The sequence below is a fragment of the Bowmanella denitrificans genome, from assembly GCF_002887595.1.
Taxonomy (GTDB): domain Bacteria; phylum Pseudomonadota; class Gammaproteobacteria; order Enterobacterales; family Alteromonadaceae; genus Bowmanella; species Bowmanella denitrificans.
Genome location: NZ_PEBU01000001.1, coordinates 211,154 through 227,855, shown reverse-complemented (window position 1 = coordinate 227,855; position 16,702 = coordinate 211,154). Strand labels below are relative to the sequence as shown.

Below are 16,702 nucleotides of genomic sequence, written 5' to 3'. Positions count from 1 at the left end.
GGCAAATGTAAATGAATGATAAAAAATAAGTAAAATATATTGTATGCAATATATCGTATGCTATTTTAAATAAGCCAGCAGAGTAGTGGGCACAAATAACTAAAAAGCAATCAGCAACAAACGAGGAAGCAAAGATGAAAGCTCCACTTCTGTGCTGGATGGCGTTAGCCCTGGGGGCAACGAGTCAGGCGCAAGCCGGGCAGGACCATCCGCAAGACCCGGGCCAAAACCCGCTTAGCAGACAATCTGTTCTGACGATAGAACATGGCGTGGATACTGGTGAACAGCATCCGCCCCGACCACCACGCACCTTATCGCCGTTGGAATTTCAGCAGCGTCTGATGCAATCCGAGCGTCTGCCGGTGCTGAAAAGCAAAAAAGCCGCCAGTCAGGCGCTGAATAAACAATCTGCCAGCCTTAATGCGGTTGCCAGCAGTTGCAGCAGTGCCAGTGAATTACAGGGTCTGACCGGCAGTGCGCTGGTGGACGCGGTAAAACAGGGGCAACTGACCAGTTGCCTGTATGGTTTGTACAATGTGTCCTGGGTTGGCAGCGGCATGTTCAGTGACGCTAATTTACTGAGTATTGTCGGAGCTATTAACGATGTGCTGGCGGGCTACGATGGCAGCACCGCCACTGGCGCTACCGAGCTGGAAAAGCTGGTGACTTTCCTGCGTGCCATGCACTGGGCCGAGACGTCTGCCGGCAGTACCCGCCAGTTCCAGGCAGCCTATAAACAACAACTTCAGCAGGCCTTCGACAGTTACTTTGGCGGCGCGCATTTTGTGCAGTTTAACGGCAGTGCATCGCGGGATTTTATGACCCGCTACGAGATGCTGATCCTGGTTAACAGTTCTGGCACCAATCGCTTACCTTATATGGCCAGATTCAGCCAGGCGTTGTTGGGTTATGCCAATACGGTGGACCGCACTGACAACTGGGGAATTGGCTATGAGGAAAGTGGTGTCACGCAACTGCTGACCCATTACTACAACGCCATGCAACAACAGCAGCAGGACTATGCCCAGGTGCTGGCGACGCATCCGGAAATTATCACCAACCTGCAGAGCTTTGTGATGCAGCAGGGCCTGTGGCTGGTCAGTCATACCCGCGAATATCAATGGTCTGACGCGGTATCTGAACTGGGACGCTTCCTGCAAATGGGCGGGCAGATAGCCGATACCGTGCGCCCCAGTATGCAAAGCATTCTGGCCACGTACAGTTATGACGGTGTGGGAGCCAATGGCTGGATTAATGCCCAGGGCATGGTCAGCTTCTACGACAGTGCTAATTGTGACCTGTATGGCAATGCCTGTGATTTTGATTTAGAAGCCGTGGTGCTGTCTGGCAATCATGTCTGTGGCAGTACCCTGAAAGTACGCTTCCAGGAGCCTATCAGCAGCGAAAACCTCGGGCAGATCTGTGCCTCCCTGGCCGGTCAGGAACAACTTTTCCATCAAACCTTTGGCACCAATCCTGCCACCCCGGTGGCCGACGATTTAAACGAAGATCTGGAGGTCGTGATCTTCCAGTCGTCGTCTGATTATCAGAATTATGCCGGTACTTTCTTTGGCATCAACACTGATAACGGCGGTATGTATCTGGAAGGTGATCCGGCTGTTAGCGGCAATCAGGCCCGTTTTATTGCCTTCCAGGCCACCTGGCTGCAACCCGACTTTGTGGTGTGGAATCTGGAGCACGAATACATTCACTATCTGGATGGGCGTTTTAACAAATGGGGCGGTTTTGGTGACCAGCCCGCCAATTCTGTGTGGTGGGGTGAAGGCGTGGCCGAATATCTGTCGCAGCCCAACACCAATCCTAACGCACTGGCCGTAGCGGCGCAGGGCACTTATGACCTGAGCCAGCTGTTTCAGACCACTTACGCTAACGGTGATACCGCCCGAGTGTATTACTGGGGGTATTTGGCTGTGCGCTACATGATGGAAAATCAGCGGGTCGAGATTGACCAGCAACTTCTGCCCAGTATGCGCGCTGCTAAGTATGCAGCAGGCAATGAAGGCTGTTTATTTGACTGGCAGTGGAAAGCCAAGCCCGAGGCGCAGGCCAACGGTTGGTACTGGCTGTACGACGACAGTGAAAATGGCTACACAGGTTCCGGCTACTGGGTGTGGACCTGTGGGCAAAGCGAAGCGGATAACGGTGGCGAACTGCCGGAATTCACCCCTTATGAGGATATCATCAGTGACTGGGGCAGCCGTTTTGATCAACCATTTGACCAGTGGCTGGTGTGCCTGGTAGCCGGTGCCGGTGAGTGTGCAGGCAATACCAACCCTGCCGATCTGGACGGCAACAACAGTATCGACAGCCGTGACGTGCAGTTATTTATGCAGCGTTTACGCAACCCCACCACCCTTGGCGCTGAATTTGATTTTAACGGTGACGGCCGGGTAGATCAGCGTGATATCCGTGCCCTTTCCGGCCAGTGTGATTTACCACGCTGCGCCATTGCATCCTGAGGAAGTAACAGATGAAAGCACTATTGATGACTATATTGCTGGCCTTTAGTTCTGCTGGCCAGGCGGCTTTGTTGACATGGCAAAGCGACCAGAACCCGGTGCAGGTCGGGGACAGCCTGAATGTACAACTACGGGTAAGCGACTTTAACGAGTTACTCGGTGGCTTTTCCGGCCAGGTCAGCTATGCGCTGGCCGGGCTGGAACTGACCGGCTGGCAGTTCGGCGACGGCTTTGACGATGGTCTTGGCTCGTTGCAGATGGACAACCACAATGCCCTGGCCGGTACCCTGACGCTGGATGACTATGCGGATCTGTTTGCCGACGCCTTAGTGATAGGGGCAAAGCAAGGCACAGATTTTGTGCTGGCCACGTTGAGCTTTCGCGCCATCAGCGCGGGTTTGCACAGCATTGGCCTGGACAGCCTGAGCCTGGTGAGTTTTGATAACCAGGATCTGCTGATGCCGCAGCTCTCTGCCCTGACCATTCAGGTGCAGGACGCTGCCCAGGTACCGGTGCCCGCCACTCTACTGTTGTTGGCGAGCGGCTTATTGCTGCTAAGAAGACGCCTGTAAGCACGGTTGGCATGGCCTTCGGGCCATGCCAGTTACGGCAGAAACGTGGGGTAGTCGGTGCGCCGATACGGCACCAATTGATATTGCGGTTGTAAAAAGGCTACCAAGTCGACCAGTTCGCTAACCGTCATCAGATCATTGTAATTACGCATCTTAGAATGCCCCTGGTCATCCGATACCGCGGATGGCATATAATTCTGGGCTATCTTGTGTGACGGGTTGATTACCGATGTCACCAGCTCTGCATAGGTTTTAATCTGGCTGACATTGCCGCCTAATCTTACCGGTGTGGGTAACTGCTTTTCAGTGCTGTCGTCCTCAAAGCCTTTTAAGCTGTGGCAGGCCAGACATTGGTACTTTCTGAACACTAATTCCCCTTTGGCTTGATTGCCTTCGGGCAGACTGAAACCTCTTGGTGAGTCAGCGCCCTGACTGCAACTTAGCAGTAGCAACGCCAGACCGGCAGGAAGTAGGAATTTCATAGAACACCCATGGAAGCTTTTAGCGGTATGTTTAGCTTAGGCAATCCGGGGTGGTGATATTTTGACCAGGATCAAGTCAGGCTCAAAGATCTTTCCAGGCTTTGTGATGATTGGCATCTTTACTTAGCACCAGCATTTCGGTGTGCGCCAGCCGGTCCTGCAGAGATTGTTTGTGTTTCACGTCAAACAGTACCAGCAGGGTACCCAGGCCGCCTAACGAACACAGCAGGCGCCACAATGCCCGGCCATAGCCCAGTGGTTGCTCGTTGGTGCTGAACAGGCGCAGCCGCCAGGCGCGCATGCCAATCGTCTGGCCGCCGTTACGCCAGAACCATAAAAAGAAGCCTAAGGTCCACAGCATGGCCCAGGTAAATATCAGCCGCGACAGCCATGGCGAATGGCCGATGGCTTCCATACTGTGCTGATAGCCCTGTTTATCCAATACACCGTTTTCCAGCAGAATAATCAGCAGTACGGTAATCAGAATACCTGCCACCATAAACACCGCCAGGGCCACCAAACTGTCGTACACTATGGCGGCCAGGCGGCGGAAAAACCCGGCGCGGGGGAAAGTGGCTTGTTCGGTCATGGCGGCTTCCGGCTGGTCAAAACAGTGCGGAGTCTACCAGCCTGTGCGCTGCCGGGGTAGTCAATCCTTACGGGGCCGGTTGGTGGCTAAACTGTTGCTGCAGCATATGGGCGCGGCCGGGGTGTTCTACCCTGAAGGTTTCAATGGCGCCGCGTTGCTGCATTGTCACAAATAAGGTTTTGCCGTCATCACCGCCAAAGGCAACATTGGTAGGGTGCTGCCCCTTCAATCGATATTCGCGCAGTAGCTCGCCGGTGGGCGACAACACCGCTACCGTGCCGGAACCATAACGGGCAATATACAAATTGCCCTGGGTGTCACTGCGCATGCCATCCAGGCCGTGGTCGTCAAACTGGTGAAACAGGGTTTTGTCTTTGGGCATCCCCTCGGCGTCCAGCTTGTAACGCCAGACTTTACGCTGCACCGATTCATTCACATACAAATACTGCTCGTCTGTACTGACTTCCACCCCGTTGGTGGTGCCCATATCTTTTTCCACCAATGTGACCTGCCCCTGTGGACTGATAACCCAAAGCTGACCGCTGCTGTCAGCCCAGTTCGGATCGCTGGCATACACAACGTCCGTGGCGCTGATAGCAATATCATTGGGCTGATGCATGGCGGGCTCGTGGGCAAATACACTAATTTGCAGGCTGTGCATATCTATCGCCAGCACGTTGTGATTAACATAGTCGGCCACCAGTAATTGCCCGTTGCTGTTAAAACGCAGGCCATTTCCCACCGAATCACCGGGCAGTTTAACCAGTAGCTCGGCCTGGCCTGCTGCGGTTACTTTGCCAATAGTGCCCTGCTCGGCATAATTCACCGCATACAGCACGCCGTTATTGTCTACCACCGGGCCTTCCACGCCTTTGGTAAATACACCATCAGTGATGTAATCAAGGCTATCAATAGCCTGTTGCTGGGCACAGAGTGAAAAGGGCATCAGGGCCAGGGCAATACGAATAAGTGAATGCATTCAGTCTGGCCCTCCTGCGGCCTGCGGTGTTTTTGTTTGGTTGCTTGGTAAAAATCCGAGCGCATGGTTATCAATTAACCATTGTGGTTTTACAGGATGTTAAATAAAAACATGCCAATCAACAACGAGATAACGCATTGATTTGTCGCTACCGCAACAACAAGGCTGGCGCAGGTACTAGCTGCGGCTTAAAAACAGTGCCTGACCGGTTAGGGTCGGGAACAGCAACAATTGCCGCCAGAACGCCTAAGTGACGGTTTATTAAACAGTTGCAAGGGCAATTATGACAAAATACTTGCATGGCCAAAGCCAGTCGCTATAATGCCTGCCACTCTGACAGCCAAGCCCTTGGCATCATTGTCGGGTGTAAGACCTCCCTTAACTGAGAGGCATAATGGTAGACGACGTGCAGGAAGCACTAGTGTCGCGATAGGCAGGAGGCCGGTAGCGACCGCAGCGAGAGTGCAAAGCACTCTTAGAAGCTGAAAACCATAATTTGTTTGAAAGACCTCCCTTGCCTGGGTGGCGACAAATTTGCCGGGAGCAAATTTGAACAGTTTTAGCTGGCCTGCACAGCAGGTGAGTCACAGGACGTGACGAATAAATTGGTAGACGCAAGAGTGCAAGGCACTCTCAATCTACCGATAACACTATAATCTGAGTAAATGTCCCCCTTGCCTGGGTGGCGAAATTGGTAGACGCAGCGGATTCAAAATCCGCCGATGGCAACATTGTGTCGGTTCGAGTCCGACCCCAGGCACCATATTCAAGTTCTACACTGTCCAATACCATCCAGTAAATCACCGAAATCCCTATTTCTATGCGGTTTATAGTTCATATTGGTCTAGGGCTGTCCATTGTCATCCGTCAGAAAGTGGTGCTACATTTGCTGCTACCTCGATATGAACACTACTCTCAGATCTGTCTCCCTACTTTCGTTGTGACGAACAGTCTATAAAACTAATCTATTTTGCGCGCTCTCCATTGAGAAGGAGAACAGCCAATTATCCGGCTAAATGCAGCGGAAAATTTACTGGGATTATTATAACCAACTAACCCGGCTACCTGAGTAATACAATATCCCTGTTCAAGATAACGCTTTGCCTCACTCATCCGGTTTTTTAAAATGTATTTGTAAGGCGTGATGCCGGTTGATGTCTCTAATGCACGGGAGAATTGCTTTGGTTTCATTCCCACGAGATCTGCTAGAGCATTGGTTTTAATATCCTGATCCATATGCGTTTTTATGTACTCAGTGACGCAACTTATCTGTCGATAACTTAACCCAATACCGTGAACATGCTTGTGCTCTACATCCGACAACGCAGCGATTCGGCCTAGCAATACAGATATCCCTTCATGAATAAACAGCGGGCAGTCACCGTGGTACTCTGCGCATGTCCACATGGCGGTAATCACAGACGCTATCACCTCGTCCTCAACTACTACCGATAGATATTGCGCCTTATCAGACTGACAGGATTTACAGAACGTTGCGGTATCAATAGCTATTCCCAACATCGACACATCGGGGGAGTCAAAACTGCCATTTTCATGCGGGGCGGTAATCAGCACACTGCCTCGTTTCCAATGCCATGAGCGATTATCGTATCTAACCAGCCCACCTGCCGACAGGCATACGCCTATTTTTAAATGCGAACCGGCATACAGCTGACCACTCATCGCTGGAAGATGTGTACGCAACAGAATGATACTGTTCTGTTCATAACCAATAACAGAGGTTGAGCCAAAATTATCGGCCAGATTTTCGACTATTTGACTTCCGGAGTACATGGCATCTCTTAATAACATGATTTTGTTATAATATATCATCCAAAATGGAGTGGTTGGGCATTTTGGAGCGGTATTTATTTCATGAGTTTCTACACTACTGCTTTCTACGTGAGCAGGAGTATTCTTCACAATGACTGAACAGTCACAACTAACGCTTTTTATGCATTGCCTAACCGTTCTGGGGATATCGACGGCCTGTTCTGTGGCCTCGGCCAATCCGCTTGAGTATACCTCAGGAAAGCTACTCACTGACCAACATAAGCAAACTGGTAAGCAGTTGTCACACGAATCAGAGACACTCGAAAAGGTCATTGTGAAGGGTTCAAAACGCAATACCGAGTTAATGAAATCTGACCTTTCAGTCACACTGATCGATTCAGCACTAATTAATGAAGCGCGATTACGAGATTTCTCGCGCATTGATGATCTCGCGCCCAATGTACAATTTAATGAGTCAGGCCAACGAGGTAGTATTTACATTACCATTCGAGGTGTTGAGTCAAACCCATTTATTGTTAATCGTGCCGCAGTATATATAGACGGGATCCCTTTCAGAGAACTCAGTAATTCGGTGCTCAATCAAGTAGACTCAATAGAAGTGCTGCGCGGACCACAAGGCACTCTCTATGGCGCAAACTCTGAGTCAGGACTCATTATTGTCAATACCAAAACGCCCTCAGATGTTTTTGAACAGAATTACCGAATCGCCGCATCAGACTACCACTCTGGACAAGGTTACGAAGCGACCGGCTTTATTTCAGGCCCATTAATCAACAAAGAACTAAGTGGTTCTGTTTCATTTAGTTCTGCTTATGAAGATGCCTTTGTTAAAAATATCGGTACTTCAACCGGAGATACGGGCAATATCAAAGAAAATTACATTCAAGGCCGACTTCACTGGACACCATCCGACTCGCTTAGCATCAATGCGACGACCTATTGGCTTGATATGGATGCTCCAGGTCTGTTTGATCAGCAATATGTACCTTTAAATATCAACCTTTATAATCAGCTTTATGCTGACAACTATAATCAGGGGCAACAGATTGATGACTGGACGGTGCTTGAGGATGCGCCTAAGTATACCAACGAAGAAGAGTTTGTAGCTGGTATCAGCGCTACTTATAAGGCTGACTATGGAGATATCGACCTGGCGGCGTCCTATCGTTCACTGGAAGAAGATGCCAAAGGCCTTGATCTGGACCTCACGGCAGCACCAATAGTCGCTGGTCGGGAGGCAGAAAGTGAAGACTACAAAAACATTGAATTGCGCTTTACTTCCCCCACTGGTAATCACTTTGATTATATCGTTGGTCTATCCTATTACTCAGAATCAGAGGAAAACACAAAATCTACGTTCTTAGGAGCTGGCACGCTCAATAGCTATTTGGCTGCGCCTATGCAATACAAAGAGGGCAAGGATAAAAGTGTTTTTGGCTCGATAAACTGGTACCTAACAGAGAAGTTTAAAATTGGCGCAGGACTACGCTACGACAACGCTAAGCGATCGGCCATTCAAACCGAAGGGGAACTCAATTTAGGGTTCGGCACTGTTACCCGTTATCAGGATGCCCATTTGTCTGAGACGTTTAGTGCCTGGCTACCCAAAGTATCAGCGCTATATCAGTACGCCAACAATTTATCCTTTCATGCTTCGTTATCCAAAGGCTATATCCCTGGCGGCTTTAACCTTACCGCAGTGCAGGATGATAAAGTTGACGACAACGTTTTTACTTATGACAGCGAAACACTGGTTAGCCGGGAATTAGGGTATAAATGGTTCTCTACCGATAAAAAATGGCGTTCGTCCGGCGCAATTTTTTATATCCAATCAGATAACTGGCAAGAAATTCAAATCGCTACAGACGCTAATGGCCGCCCTATAAGCTCAGATTACATTAGTTCTGATGCATCAATTATTAGCAAAGGGATTGAAATGGAATTAACCTGGCGCCCGGTAAAACAATTCTCAGTGAGCGGTCATATTGGTTATGTAAATGCTGAATATGATAACTTACAGTTAAGTGAATCACTCAACGTAAAGGGCCAGCCCATTCAATTTGTGCCCGAATATGATGCTGGTCTGGCGGCACGTTATCAGTGGGATGATGACTTTTATTTCAGAGTAGAAGCGAACTTTACTGGAAAAACAGCGCTCAGATCTCGAGGTGATATTTTTCAGAAAGCCACTGCCATGCTAGGACTACAACTAGGTTATGACTCAGGAGAATTTGCTATTCGCATATTTGGTGAAAACCTCACCAACGAACGTCGTGCCAGTGGATTGGCAGTGGAAAACATGGCATTTGGTACCGACGGATTATTTTATAGCCCGTTAGATGCACCTCGAGTGATTGGTCTGGAAGCCGAAGTATGGCTCTAATTCACAGAGGTAAAAGTCTGCAGGCGGCGGTTCAATTACGACATAAACACGTGTGAAAATCGCAGACAAAAACTGCCATTCGGGTGTGAGTCCGAGTGGCAATTTATATCTCCAGTAAACCTTCAGTTTAGGTGGCTTCATAACCAGCTTATGCAAAGAATTTGCAAAGTGTCTTGTTATATTTTTAAGTCTCTGAAAATAAATGATAAATATAAGCACGAACTTTTCAAAATCCGCCGATGGCAACATTGTGTCGGTTCGAGTCCGACCCCAGGCACCATATTCAAAACATTTTCCTTAGTATACCTTCCAGCCATAGTCGCTGGATTTAACTGTTTCTATTGGGCCGACCTCGAGCCAGTGCTACCGAGCGCGGTTAGAGTGTTCATTTCATCCATAAGATTCACCAGCTTTGCAGGCCAGCCTTCGGCTGTCATACTTTGTTCCAGATAAAGTGTTCCGACCCCCAGGCACCAACTGTTTGAATTATAGGGATATTATCAAGATCTCTGACCCTTGATCGAAGGAATCACCAGCGGTTCAAGGGTACTGCTGGGGATGGTAGACAATGACACTGCCGTTTGCGTTATACCTATGCCAGATGGCTTAAGCGATGCGGAGCAATCAGCCTGGTTGGAACAAGCCAAATGTTCTGATTAGAACGGCAAATGGTTCAGCCTAAGAAGCACTAAACCAAGGGCATCCCATAGCCCAGTTTTCGCAGGGCACCTCGAAAGGCTTTTTCCGTGCTGGTTAATACCAAATGTTTTTCGCCGGCGAGCATGCATAGGTGTTTCGTATGGTCATGGTTAGCCACTTTTCGTGCGGTTTCTGCGTCTATGCATTCAATCAGAATGGTGGTGCTTTTTATCTTAAGGGCACAGGCTTGTCGTTGTACTTTTCTGATTAATGCCTCGACCGATTCGGGAAGGGGTTGTTCATCGCTCTGTGACAGAAACTTTTCCAGTTCCTGTATGTCATGACCTCTTTCTGCAGCTGCAAGCATCTTTTCGGGGTTGAATCGCCACTGTGTGCCGGAGATTTTATCTGTATAAAGTTCTAACAGTTGTGATTGACCAAACTCCATTACACCGACTGATTGGATATGTAAGTTGGGCAGCACTGAGAGTCTGGCTTTTGAGGGCTGCTCTTTTGGCACATAGCCATCTGTTAAATCAAGACAGTACTCACCTAAGGCAGTTATTCTAAAATAGACAAGACCATCATAACGGCTTAGATAGAGCAGGTCGTCAGCCCCCCAAAGTTCGGCATAGTCGCAGTCGGCATGTTCCGGATGCACATAAGCCACATCAATTAGCCCCAGGGTGGCCGCGTACTCAAACAGTAAACAAGCAATGTAGCGTTTCTGAAGAATGTTCCAGTCATGAGAGCCGCCGTATCCCAGGCTGCCATAATGCGGATCGCCAATATAAAGCTCCCATGGGTCCGTGGTGATTTCGAAGAGATGATTTTCTGATTGCATAAACCTTGAGAATTCTTCCAATGCTATCCATTCGCCCACAGGGCATTTGGACAGCATCCTGGATATAACCGGGCGGCGGTCACTGGCGGCACTTATCGCACTCCGGGTCTTTCTCTTCTGGCCTTTTATGTTGTCGATTCGGCTAAATTCATCAATGAGTTTGGTTTTAAGCCATCGGTGCCAGATCAACTTAATGGTTTCAGCAGGCGGCGCCGACAATGCCTTTACTCCTGTCTTGGTGAGGGCTAACTTACCGCCTTTTGCCTCTGCCAGCTTGGCAGCCTGAATCAACAAAGGCCAGGCAAAGGCCTTAATTGGCTCGATGCTTTCGCCAAAAGAATCGGTGTCGTCCGCAGTGTAGTAATCGCCGTTTCTAAGGATGGTTGATAGGGTGTTCATGGTCGTCTTTGAAGGCAAAAGCGTCTTGTTGCTGACGGAAATCTTGTTTTGCGAGGTTAAACTCATAATGGTGAGCAGGTCTTGCAGCGCGGAAACTTCCGTATCGCGGCTGTTAATGGAGTGCCCATCAAAAGCGTCCGGCAGACAGTTCACTGTCTTCAACGTGTCTGTTAAGGGGGTTGGTACAAAGGCTTGAAGTTTATGCAGCAGATCTGACGGTATAACCAGATCGCTCCGATTATACCGATCTCCATGATACATCAGCACACGGAGTAATCCGGGCTTTGCTGAGTAACTATATCGGGCATTTGATTCTTCATCAGTGAAGTCCGGCAGTAGCCCATATTTTGCCTGGAAACGAACAGGGTTAAATGTCCCGCCATAGGAATATAGGGTCTCGCTCACAGCAAACTTTTGAGTGTTGTCGAGCCTGTCCCAAAGTTTGTAAAGGTTTCCTCCCAACAGAGACTCTTTAATCGCCTTCGCTAATTCGCTTTTCCTGGATGGTTTTTTCTCTACTGGTAGCAGCTTTAAAAGGCTTTTCAGGTCATCTACTGTCAGTAGTTCAAGATAGCCTGCTAAAGAACCAACGTTGTTACTGTCTGTTTGGCTGAGTCCGGATACGAACATAGTGTCGTGCTATTCCTCGTTGTTGGGGTTGGCATTATACTGCAGTGTCACGTAACACTTTATAACCAAGAGCCAAATATCCCTTTTCCCGTTTTTGATACATACGGCTCAGCATAGGGGCATTCACCTCGACATAGTCGTAAATCTGAACTTCATTCTTATCTTCAAAAGACCGGTGTATACGTCCTGCATATTGAGCCAACGTACCTCTCCAGGATATGGGCAGTGTGATAAACAGGGTATCTAGTCTGGGCAGATCAAAACCTTCGCCGACGTACTTACCTGTTGCGATAATGACCTGTGCCGTGGCGAGATGGTCATTAGCGGCCCTTTTTTCCTTGGTTTTCATACCGCCCGTTAATAAAACGCAGTCAACATTGTTTAGGGTTAACATTTCCAGAAGCTTGTCCGCATGGCCTCGTCTTTCATTTTAAATCGCTTTGAGTTGCTCGTTAATTGGCCTCATTCGAACTTTCGATCTTAATTCGGTAGTAAAGTGGCAGAGATCTTGTTGCCCCGCAGCATACAATGCATCATGTCAGTAAGATTCCGGGGCCGTTTCTATGGGATCAGAAGAATCAGCTATTCTCCAACGGCTGTTGGCCAGAGAAAGTGCACCCGATTTATCTCTCACAATCCTGACTGCTATCACCTGGCCTTTGTTTGGTACAGGCAGTTCAAGCTGCTTACAAATTTCAGGATGATTATTCTGGTGGCCCAGAATGATGATACCTTCCTTGCTCAAATAGGTTCTGGCACCTCCGTTAGCTCTGACACGCTTCATAGGATCATCTTTTGCCTGTGCCACAGTGGCTATTGTCTGTCGGTCGATTAATTCACCTTGTTTAAGACGGAATAATTCATTCAACCGTTGCTGTCCTGATCCTTTGGCCCATATTTGAGAAATTACCTGTTCCGACCAAAGGTGCAGTTGATTTATTTGCATTTGACCATCAGCTACCAGCCACAAAATGGTGTCTCTACCCACTTTACTTAGAGTGCCCTTCTTATCTTGGTTTCTACCAGGGTTCAATATTTCTTCGGAAATCCGCACAAGGCCAGCACTGGCTGTACCGGCTTCATCGTCAGCCCGAACGAGAAGACAGATGTGACCCATTGCTTCTTTAGGTATATTCCAGGCCCACTTGTTACCGGTGTACTTGCAATCGACTTCAATACCATCAACCCGGTAGTCCATAACTTCGCCTTTATCTAAAGCGAATTCTGCTCGAAGGAGGATTTCTACTTTAGTGCCAAGGTATGTCTTTTCAGTTTTCTCTAACTGACTATAAGTAAACCGGCCTGTTCGGGGACCATCAATGACTTCATCAATGGCTTTTCTTATAGCCTGGATTAGACGGCTCTGAAAGTGTGTCTGGCTTTTAAACCAAGCAAAAACGGACCCCAGATCTGCGTCATTATTGTTTTTTTTTGAATCCATGTTACTAACATCAATTAAAAAGTTGCTGTCAGTCTCGGGCTTTATTGTGTTGAAGTCAAAACTCGGGAGGGAAGAGAGGCAATGGTCCCAGCAGCATGGCTACTATTCAAATAAGTTCTAACTGCCTTGCAGGTGGAGCGGTCTTCACATCATGTAAAAAAGCATTGGAACTGAAACTCAATGCATTAATTATTGACGAACCAACTGCATAAGCAACCGGGGGCGGGAAGGCATTACCTATCTGTCTGTAGGAATGAGTTTTTTTACCGAAAAACTCCCATTCGTCTGGGAACCCTTGAATACGGGCAGCCATTCTTAGCGATAGATAAGGCATGCGTTCAAAGCCCTCCTTTCCAATAAAGTCTTTTGCAGGTGAGTCATACTGAACCAAATGCCCATTCACATTTAATTCTTTCCAAGCCTTTTTGGCACGGGTCGGTCCTAAGTCTGGTCCACCGTGCTTTTTGGAACCGCCAACCAGTGTAGGAGCAATTTTGTTTGCCTTTAACATCCACTCTTCTGCATGAGGCCAACCATTCTTCGCTACAAGATCGTATAATGCTTCACCGACAGTCGGAGCTGAATCTGGTTCTTCCTGTGGCCAGCTAAAATTCGGAAAATACTCTGCTTTTAAGGCAACCAATATCACTCTTGGACGTAACTGAGGAACACCAAAGTCAGAGGCATTTAATAACTTCCACTCGGAACGGTAGCCAAGTTCCTGCAGTTTCTGAACAATAGAGTCTCTATAGGCTTCAAACTTTTCGTCCAGTAATCCTCTGACGTTTTCCAGCATAACTGCTTTAGGCGACGCTTGTTCTACGATTCTGAGAGCTTCATCAAATAGGTTTCTTTCATCATCAGCGCCAAGTTGTTTGCCCGCGGCTGAAAACGGTGGGCAGGGAACCCCTCCTGCAACCAGGTCCACCCCATGAAATCTTCTGGCATCGAAGCCTCTTAAATCCTGCTCAAGCACTTGCCAGTGACTTCTATTCATGCGCAAGGTCTCACAGGCATGATGATCATTCTCTACCAGGCACAAGTGTTCAAACCCAGCCATCTCGAGTCCTAAAGCTTGCCCTCCGGCACCTGCGCAAAGTTCAATAGATGTGAACATATTTACCCTCTCCAAACATATGATCAAATATACAGCATCATATGATTTTCTTAAAGGACGAGGTGTTAAATTGTTGCGATATTTAGACCGTCATTTACCCTGGTTTTCTCGGTGGCAAACATAAAGCGTGTTCCCCTCTATGCTCAGCGGGCCATGCATCGTGCACATATGATTGACCTTAGGGGCGCGTAATCACTTTTGCAGCTTGAACTGAATATTGATTTTCCTCAGCGATTAAAAAGCGGATGCGGCGGGTCGATTGAGCTCCTTCGAACGCTACCAGTATGCCCACGCGTAGATGCGGTATTCTTGTAAGTTTTGATAGCTCATTCTTTGCCATCCAGCTCTTTGCTCACTTCGGCAAAAATGTCCAACGCTGATTTATCCGATGTTTTACCTTGGGACAATTGCTGAAAGCCTTTGCCTACCTCGTTTCTAAGGATATCCAGTTGCTGTTGTTTCGATATGTCTTTCTCAAACAACAGCCTTAGCCCATCCCTGATGACTTCGCTGGCAGAGGTATAAAGGCCTGAAGCGACTTTTTCGTTGATACGTTTTTCGAACTCGGCACCTAAAGTAATATTCATAAACACCTCCACGTACTATGGTCGTATTATGCGCATATTATGCTTGCTTTTCTAACCAAAATTGCATTGGTTCGACTTGTGCTTAAGTGTAATGATCATGATCTTTGGCTTAAACACAGCAGGCACGACCTGCAAAGTGTATTTGGTGTAATAGAATGAAAACAAATGGACTTTATCTGTTTATGCTTTTTGCCGCGGTATTTGGAGTGAATGCAATGTCGTTTTTTAATATGGATATCAATATTAACTGGGAATGGCCTGCCGGCAGAAAACTAGAGCATAGGGTGGTGTCACAAGTGCTTGAGCTGAAAACAGCCAAGAAAATGCTGCAGTCTCCTTCTATTGTCGGCAATTTACCTGAGCCTATGTCTCTGCGCGTAAAGGTTTTACAGGAAGGCCATTTCAACGAGGGAGTGACAATAACGTTAATACTGCCCAAAGCAGAACTAGAAGGAATCACCAGCGGCTCAAGGGTACTGCTGGGAATGGTAGACAATGACACTGCCGTTTGCGTTATACCTATGCCAGATGGCTTAAGCGATGCGGAGCAATCAGCCTGGTTGGAACAAGCCGAATGCTCTGATTAGAACGGCAAATAGTTCAGCGTAAAAGCACTAAACAAACGCTCCCCATAGTCCTGTTTGTATAGGCGAGTGCATAACCATTTATATCTTGCTGTGAAAACACAACCCGCCTTCCCATCGCAAAGTCAGGGGGTTAAACAAATAGATAAAGGGTAGGGAAGGTGGGATGCCAGTAGCTGCTCGTTAATCATTTTTATTGCCCCGTTTGGGTTGATGCTGAACAACCCGTCAAACAATGAATCGCCATAACAGACTAATGCCCGAACCTGGTAGTTGCCGTTCTGTGCTTGTTCGGTGACCTCAGGAGTGAAGTAATATTGCTCAATGCCGGTATCGAAGTGCAGTTCCCTGTCTTTTTCCTTGCTTAATACTTCCGGCAGCGCGCATTGTTCAGGACGGGTGACAATAAAGAAACTGCCCTGTTCACCCTGGCTGAAAAAGCTGAAGAAGCTCAGATAATCAAGCGCTTGCGAAGGACGCAAGCGTAGTGACACTTTACGGTTAACTGCAATAATGGGGGCGGCCAAGCCATTCAATATATAGACGTCGCCCTGACAGGCCAAAACGTAGCGCCAACTGTTACTGCCAGGGTGGGATTTTTTAGCTATGGCGAGCAAGGTCACTGCATCATAAAAGGCTAGCGGAAGTTGCATCGCTAAATATTCATTAGCAGCCAGACCAAGCTGTTGGAGCAGATTGGCCACCAGGCTGTCTGTTGGCGACTGCCAGTTATCTGTGCTGGTGCAAAATAGCGGTGGAGCATGGCTAAATCGTGCTGGCAGGGCGTTAAGCATGCTTATTTTAGCAAGCTGCGCTTGGATTAACTGTGTTATGGCCGCTGACTTGTTTTGCTGATTTTCTGCCAGGCAGTGCTGATACTCGTCAAACTGGATGGTAAATCTGAAGAAGCGGCCGTCAGGACTGAGTTTTACCCTGCCACTGTAGCTATGCTCACAAATCATACAACCGAACCGGCTGACGTCCGGTGCACTTTGCAGTATGTCGAAGAAGCGTTGCGACGTTTCGCGGTCAAAAATGCGGCGCATATCCCTTTCATTGTGGGTATGTCTGTGAACGTCTGAGCGTTGTTGGTGCCCGGTCTCAGTTAAATGTTGGGCCAGGCATCTATAACACAGCGAGCGGCCACACTCGCAGTCCAGCAGATTTTCCAACAAAAAGCTG

13 protein-coding genes, 1 tRNA gene and 1 pseudogene are annotated in these 16,702 nt (G+C 48.2%); 5 read left to right on the top strand and 10 right to left on the bottom strand.

Annotated features, from left to right (window positions below; genetic code table 11):
* Window positions 1–134 precede the first annotated feature (134 nt).
* Window positions 135–2,480 carry a collagenase gene (locus CSR04_RS01120; RefSeq protein ID WP_102794387.1) on the top strand — a complete coding sequence of 782 codons (2,346 nt, stop codon included), beginning with the start codon at window positions 135–137 and terminating at the stop codon, window positions 2,478–2,480.
* An 11-nt stretch (window positions 2,481–2,491) separates the two neighbouring features.
* Window positions 2,492–3,052 carry a PEP-CTERM sorting domain-containing protein gene (locus CSR04_RS01115; protein ID WP_102794386.1) on the top strand — a complete coding sequence of 187 codons (561 nt, stop codon included), beginning with the start codon at window positions 2,492–2,494 and terminating at the stop codon, window positions 3,050–3,052.
* Window positions 3,053–3,084: 32 nt separating this feature from the next.
* On the opposite strand, the gene CSR04_RS01110 is transcribed toward CSR04_RS01115, so the two are convergent.
* The 3 genes from CSR04_RS01110 to CSR04_RS01100 all read right to left on the bottom strand — a co-directional run bounded on the left by CSR04_RS01110 (window position 3,085) and on the right by CSR04_RS01100 (window position 5,102).
* Window positions 3,085–3,534: a c-type cytochrome gene (locus CSR04_RS01110; protein WP_102794385.1), complete on the bottom strand. Its 450-nt coding sequence runs from the start codon at window positions 3,532–3,534 to the stop codon at window positions 3,085–3,087.
* Window positions 3,535–3,616: 82 nt separating this feature from the next.
* On the bottom strand, window positions 3,617–4,123 hold the full coding sequence (locus tag CSR04_RS01105; protein ID WP_102794384.1) for an RDD family protein: 507 nt from the start codon (window positions 4,121–4,123) through the stop codon (window positions 3,617–3,619).
* 67 nt (window positions 4,124–4,190) lie between these two features.
* The gene (locus CSR04_RS01100) at window positions 4,191–5,102 is read right to left on the bottom strand and encodes an SMP-30/gluconolactonase/LRE family protein (protein WP_102794383.1); all 912 of its coding nucleotides are present in this window, start codon (window positions 5,100–5,102) and stop codon (window positions 4,191–4,193) included.
* Window positions 5,103–5,778: 676 nt separating this feature from the next.
* On the opposite strand from CSR04_RS01100, the gene CSR04_RS01095 reads away from it, so the two are divergent.
* A tRNA-Leu gene (locus tag CSR04_RS01095) sits at window positions 5,779–5,865 on the top strand.
* A gap of 197 nt (window positions 5,866–6,062) precedes the next feature.
* On the opposite strand, the gene CSR04_RS01090 is transcribed toward CSR04_RS01095, so the two are convergent.
* Window positions 6,063–6,896 carry a helix-turn-helix domain-containing protein gene (locus CSR04_RS01090; protein WP_172449198.1) on the bottom strand — a complete coding sequence of 278 codons (834 nt, stop codon included), beginning with the start codon at window positions 6,894–6,896 and terminating at the stop codon, window positions 6,063–6,065.
* 130 nt (window positions 6,897–7,026) lie between these two features.
* On the opposite strand from CSR04_RS01090, the gene CSR04_RS01085 reads away from it, so the two are divergent.
* Window positions 7,027–9,279 carry a TonB-dependent receptor gene (locus CSR04_RS01085; protein WP_102794382.1) on the top strand — a complete coding sequence of 751 codons (2,253 nt, stop codon included), beginning with the start codon at window positions 7,027–7,029 and terminating at the stop codon, window positions 9,277–9,279.
* 688 nt (window positions 9,280–9,967) lie between these two features.
* On the opposite strand, the gene CSR04_RS01080 is transcribed toward CSR04_RS01085, so the two are convergent.
* The 5 genes and pseudogenes from CSR04_RS01080 to CSR04_RS01060 form a co-directional block, all read right to left on the bottom strand.
* Complete coding sequence (locus tag CSR04_RS01080; RefSeq protein WP_102794381.1) at window positions 9,968–11,791, bottom strand: helicase-associated domain-containing protein; 1,824 nt, start codon at window positions 11,789–11,791, stop codon at window positions 9,968–9,970.
* A 34-nt stretch (window positions 11,792–11,825) separates the two neighbouring features.
* Window positions 11,826–12,194 (bottom strand): annotated as a pseudogene (locus CSR04_RS01075) (DEAD/DEAH box helicase); the annotation flags it as partial.
* 135 nt (window positions 12,195–12,329) lie between these two features.
* Complete coding sequence (locus CSR04_RS01070; RefSeq protein WP_102794379.1) at window positions 12,330–13,232, bottom strand: NaeI family type II restriction endonuclease; 903 nt, start codon at window positions 13,230–13,232, stop codon at window positions 12,330–12,332.
* Window positions 13,233–13,338: 106 nt separating this feature from the next.
* Window positions 13,339–14,349, bottom strand: a complete 1,011-nt coding sequence (locus tag CSR04_RS01065; RefSeq protein WP_102794378.1) for a DNA cytosine methyltransferase — start codon at window positions 14,347–14,349, stop codon at window positions 13,339–13,341.
* A 326-nt stretch (window positions 14,350–14,675) separates the two neighbouring features.
* On the bottom strand, window positions 14,676–14,936 hold the full coding sequence (locus CSR04_RS01060) for a type II toxin-antitoxin system ParD family antitoxin (RefSeq protein ID WP_102794377.1): 261 nt from the start codon (window positions 14,934–14,936) through the stop codon (window positions 14,676–14,678).
* A 155-nt stretch (window positions 14,937–15,091) separates the two neighbouring features.
* On the opposite strand from CSR04_RS01060, the gene CSR04_RS01055 reads away from it, so the two are divergent.
* Window positions 15,092–15,523: a hypothetical protein gene (locus CSR04_RS01055; protein ID WP_102794376.1), complete on the top strand. Its 432-nt coding sequence runs from the start codon at window positions 15,092–15,094 to the stop codon at window positions 15,521–15,523.
* Window positions 15,524–15,645: 122 nt separating this feature from the next.
* On the opposite strand, the gene CSR04_RS01050 is transcribed toward CSR04_RS01055, so the two are convergent.
* The gene (locus CSR04_RS01050; RefSeq protein ID WP_102794375.1) at window positions 15,646–16,566 is read right to left on the bottom strand and encodes a hypothetical protein; all 921 of its coding nucleotides are present in this window, start codon (window positions 16,564–16,566) and stop codon (window positions 15,646–15,648) included.
* Between the last annotated feature and the right edge of the window lie 136 nt (window positions 16,567–16,702).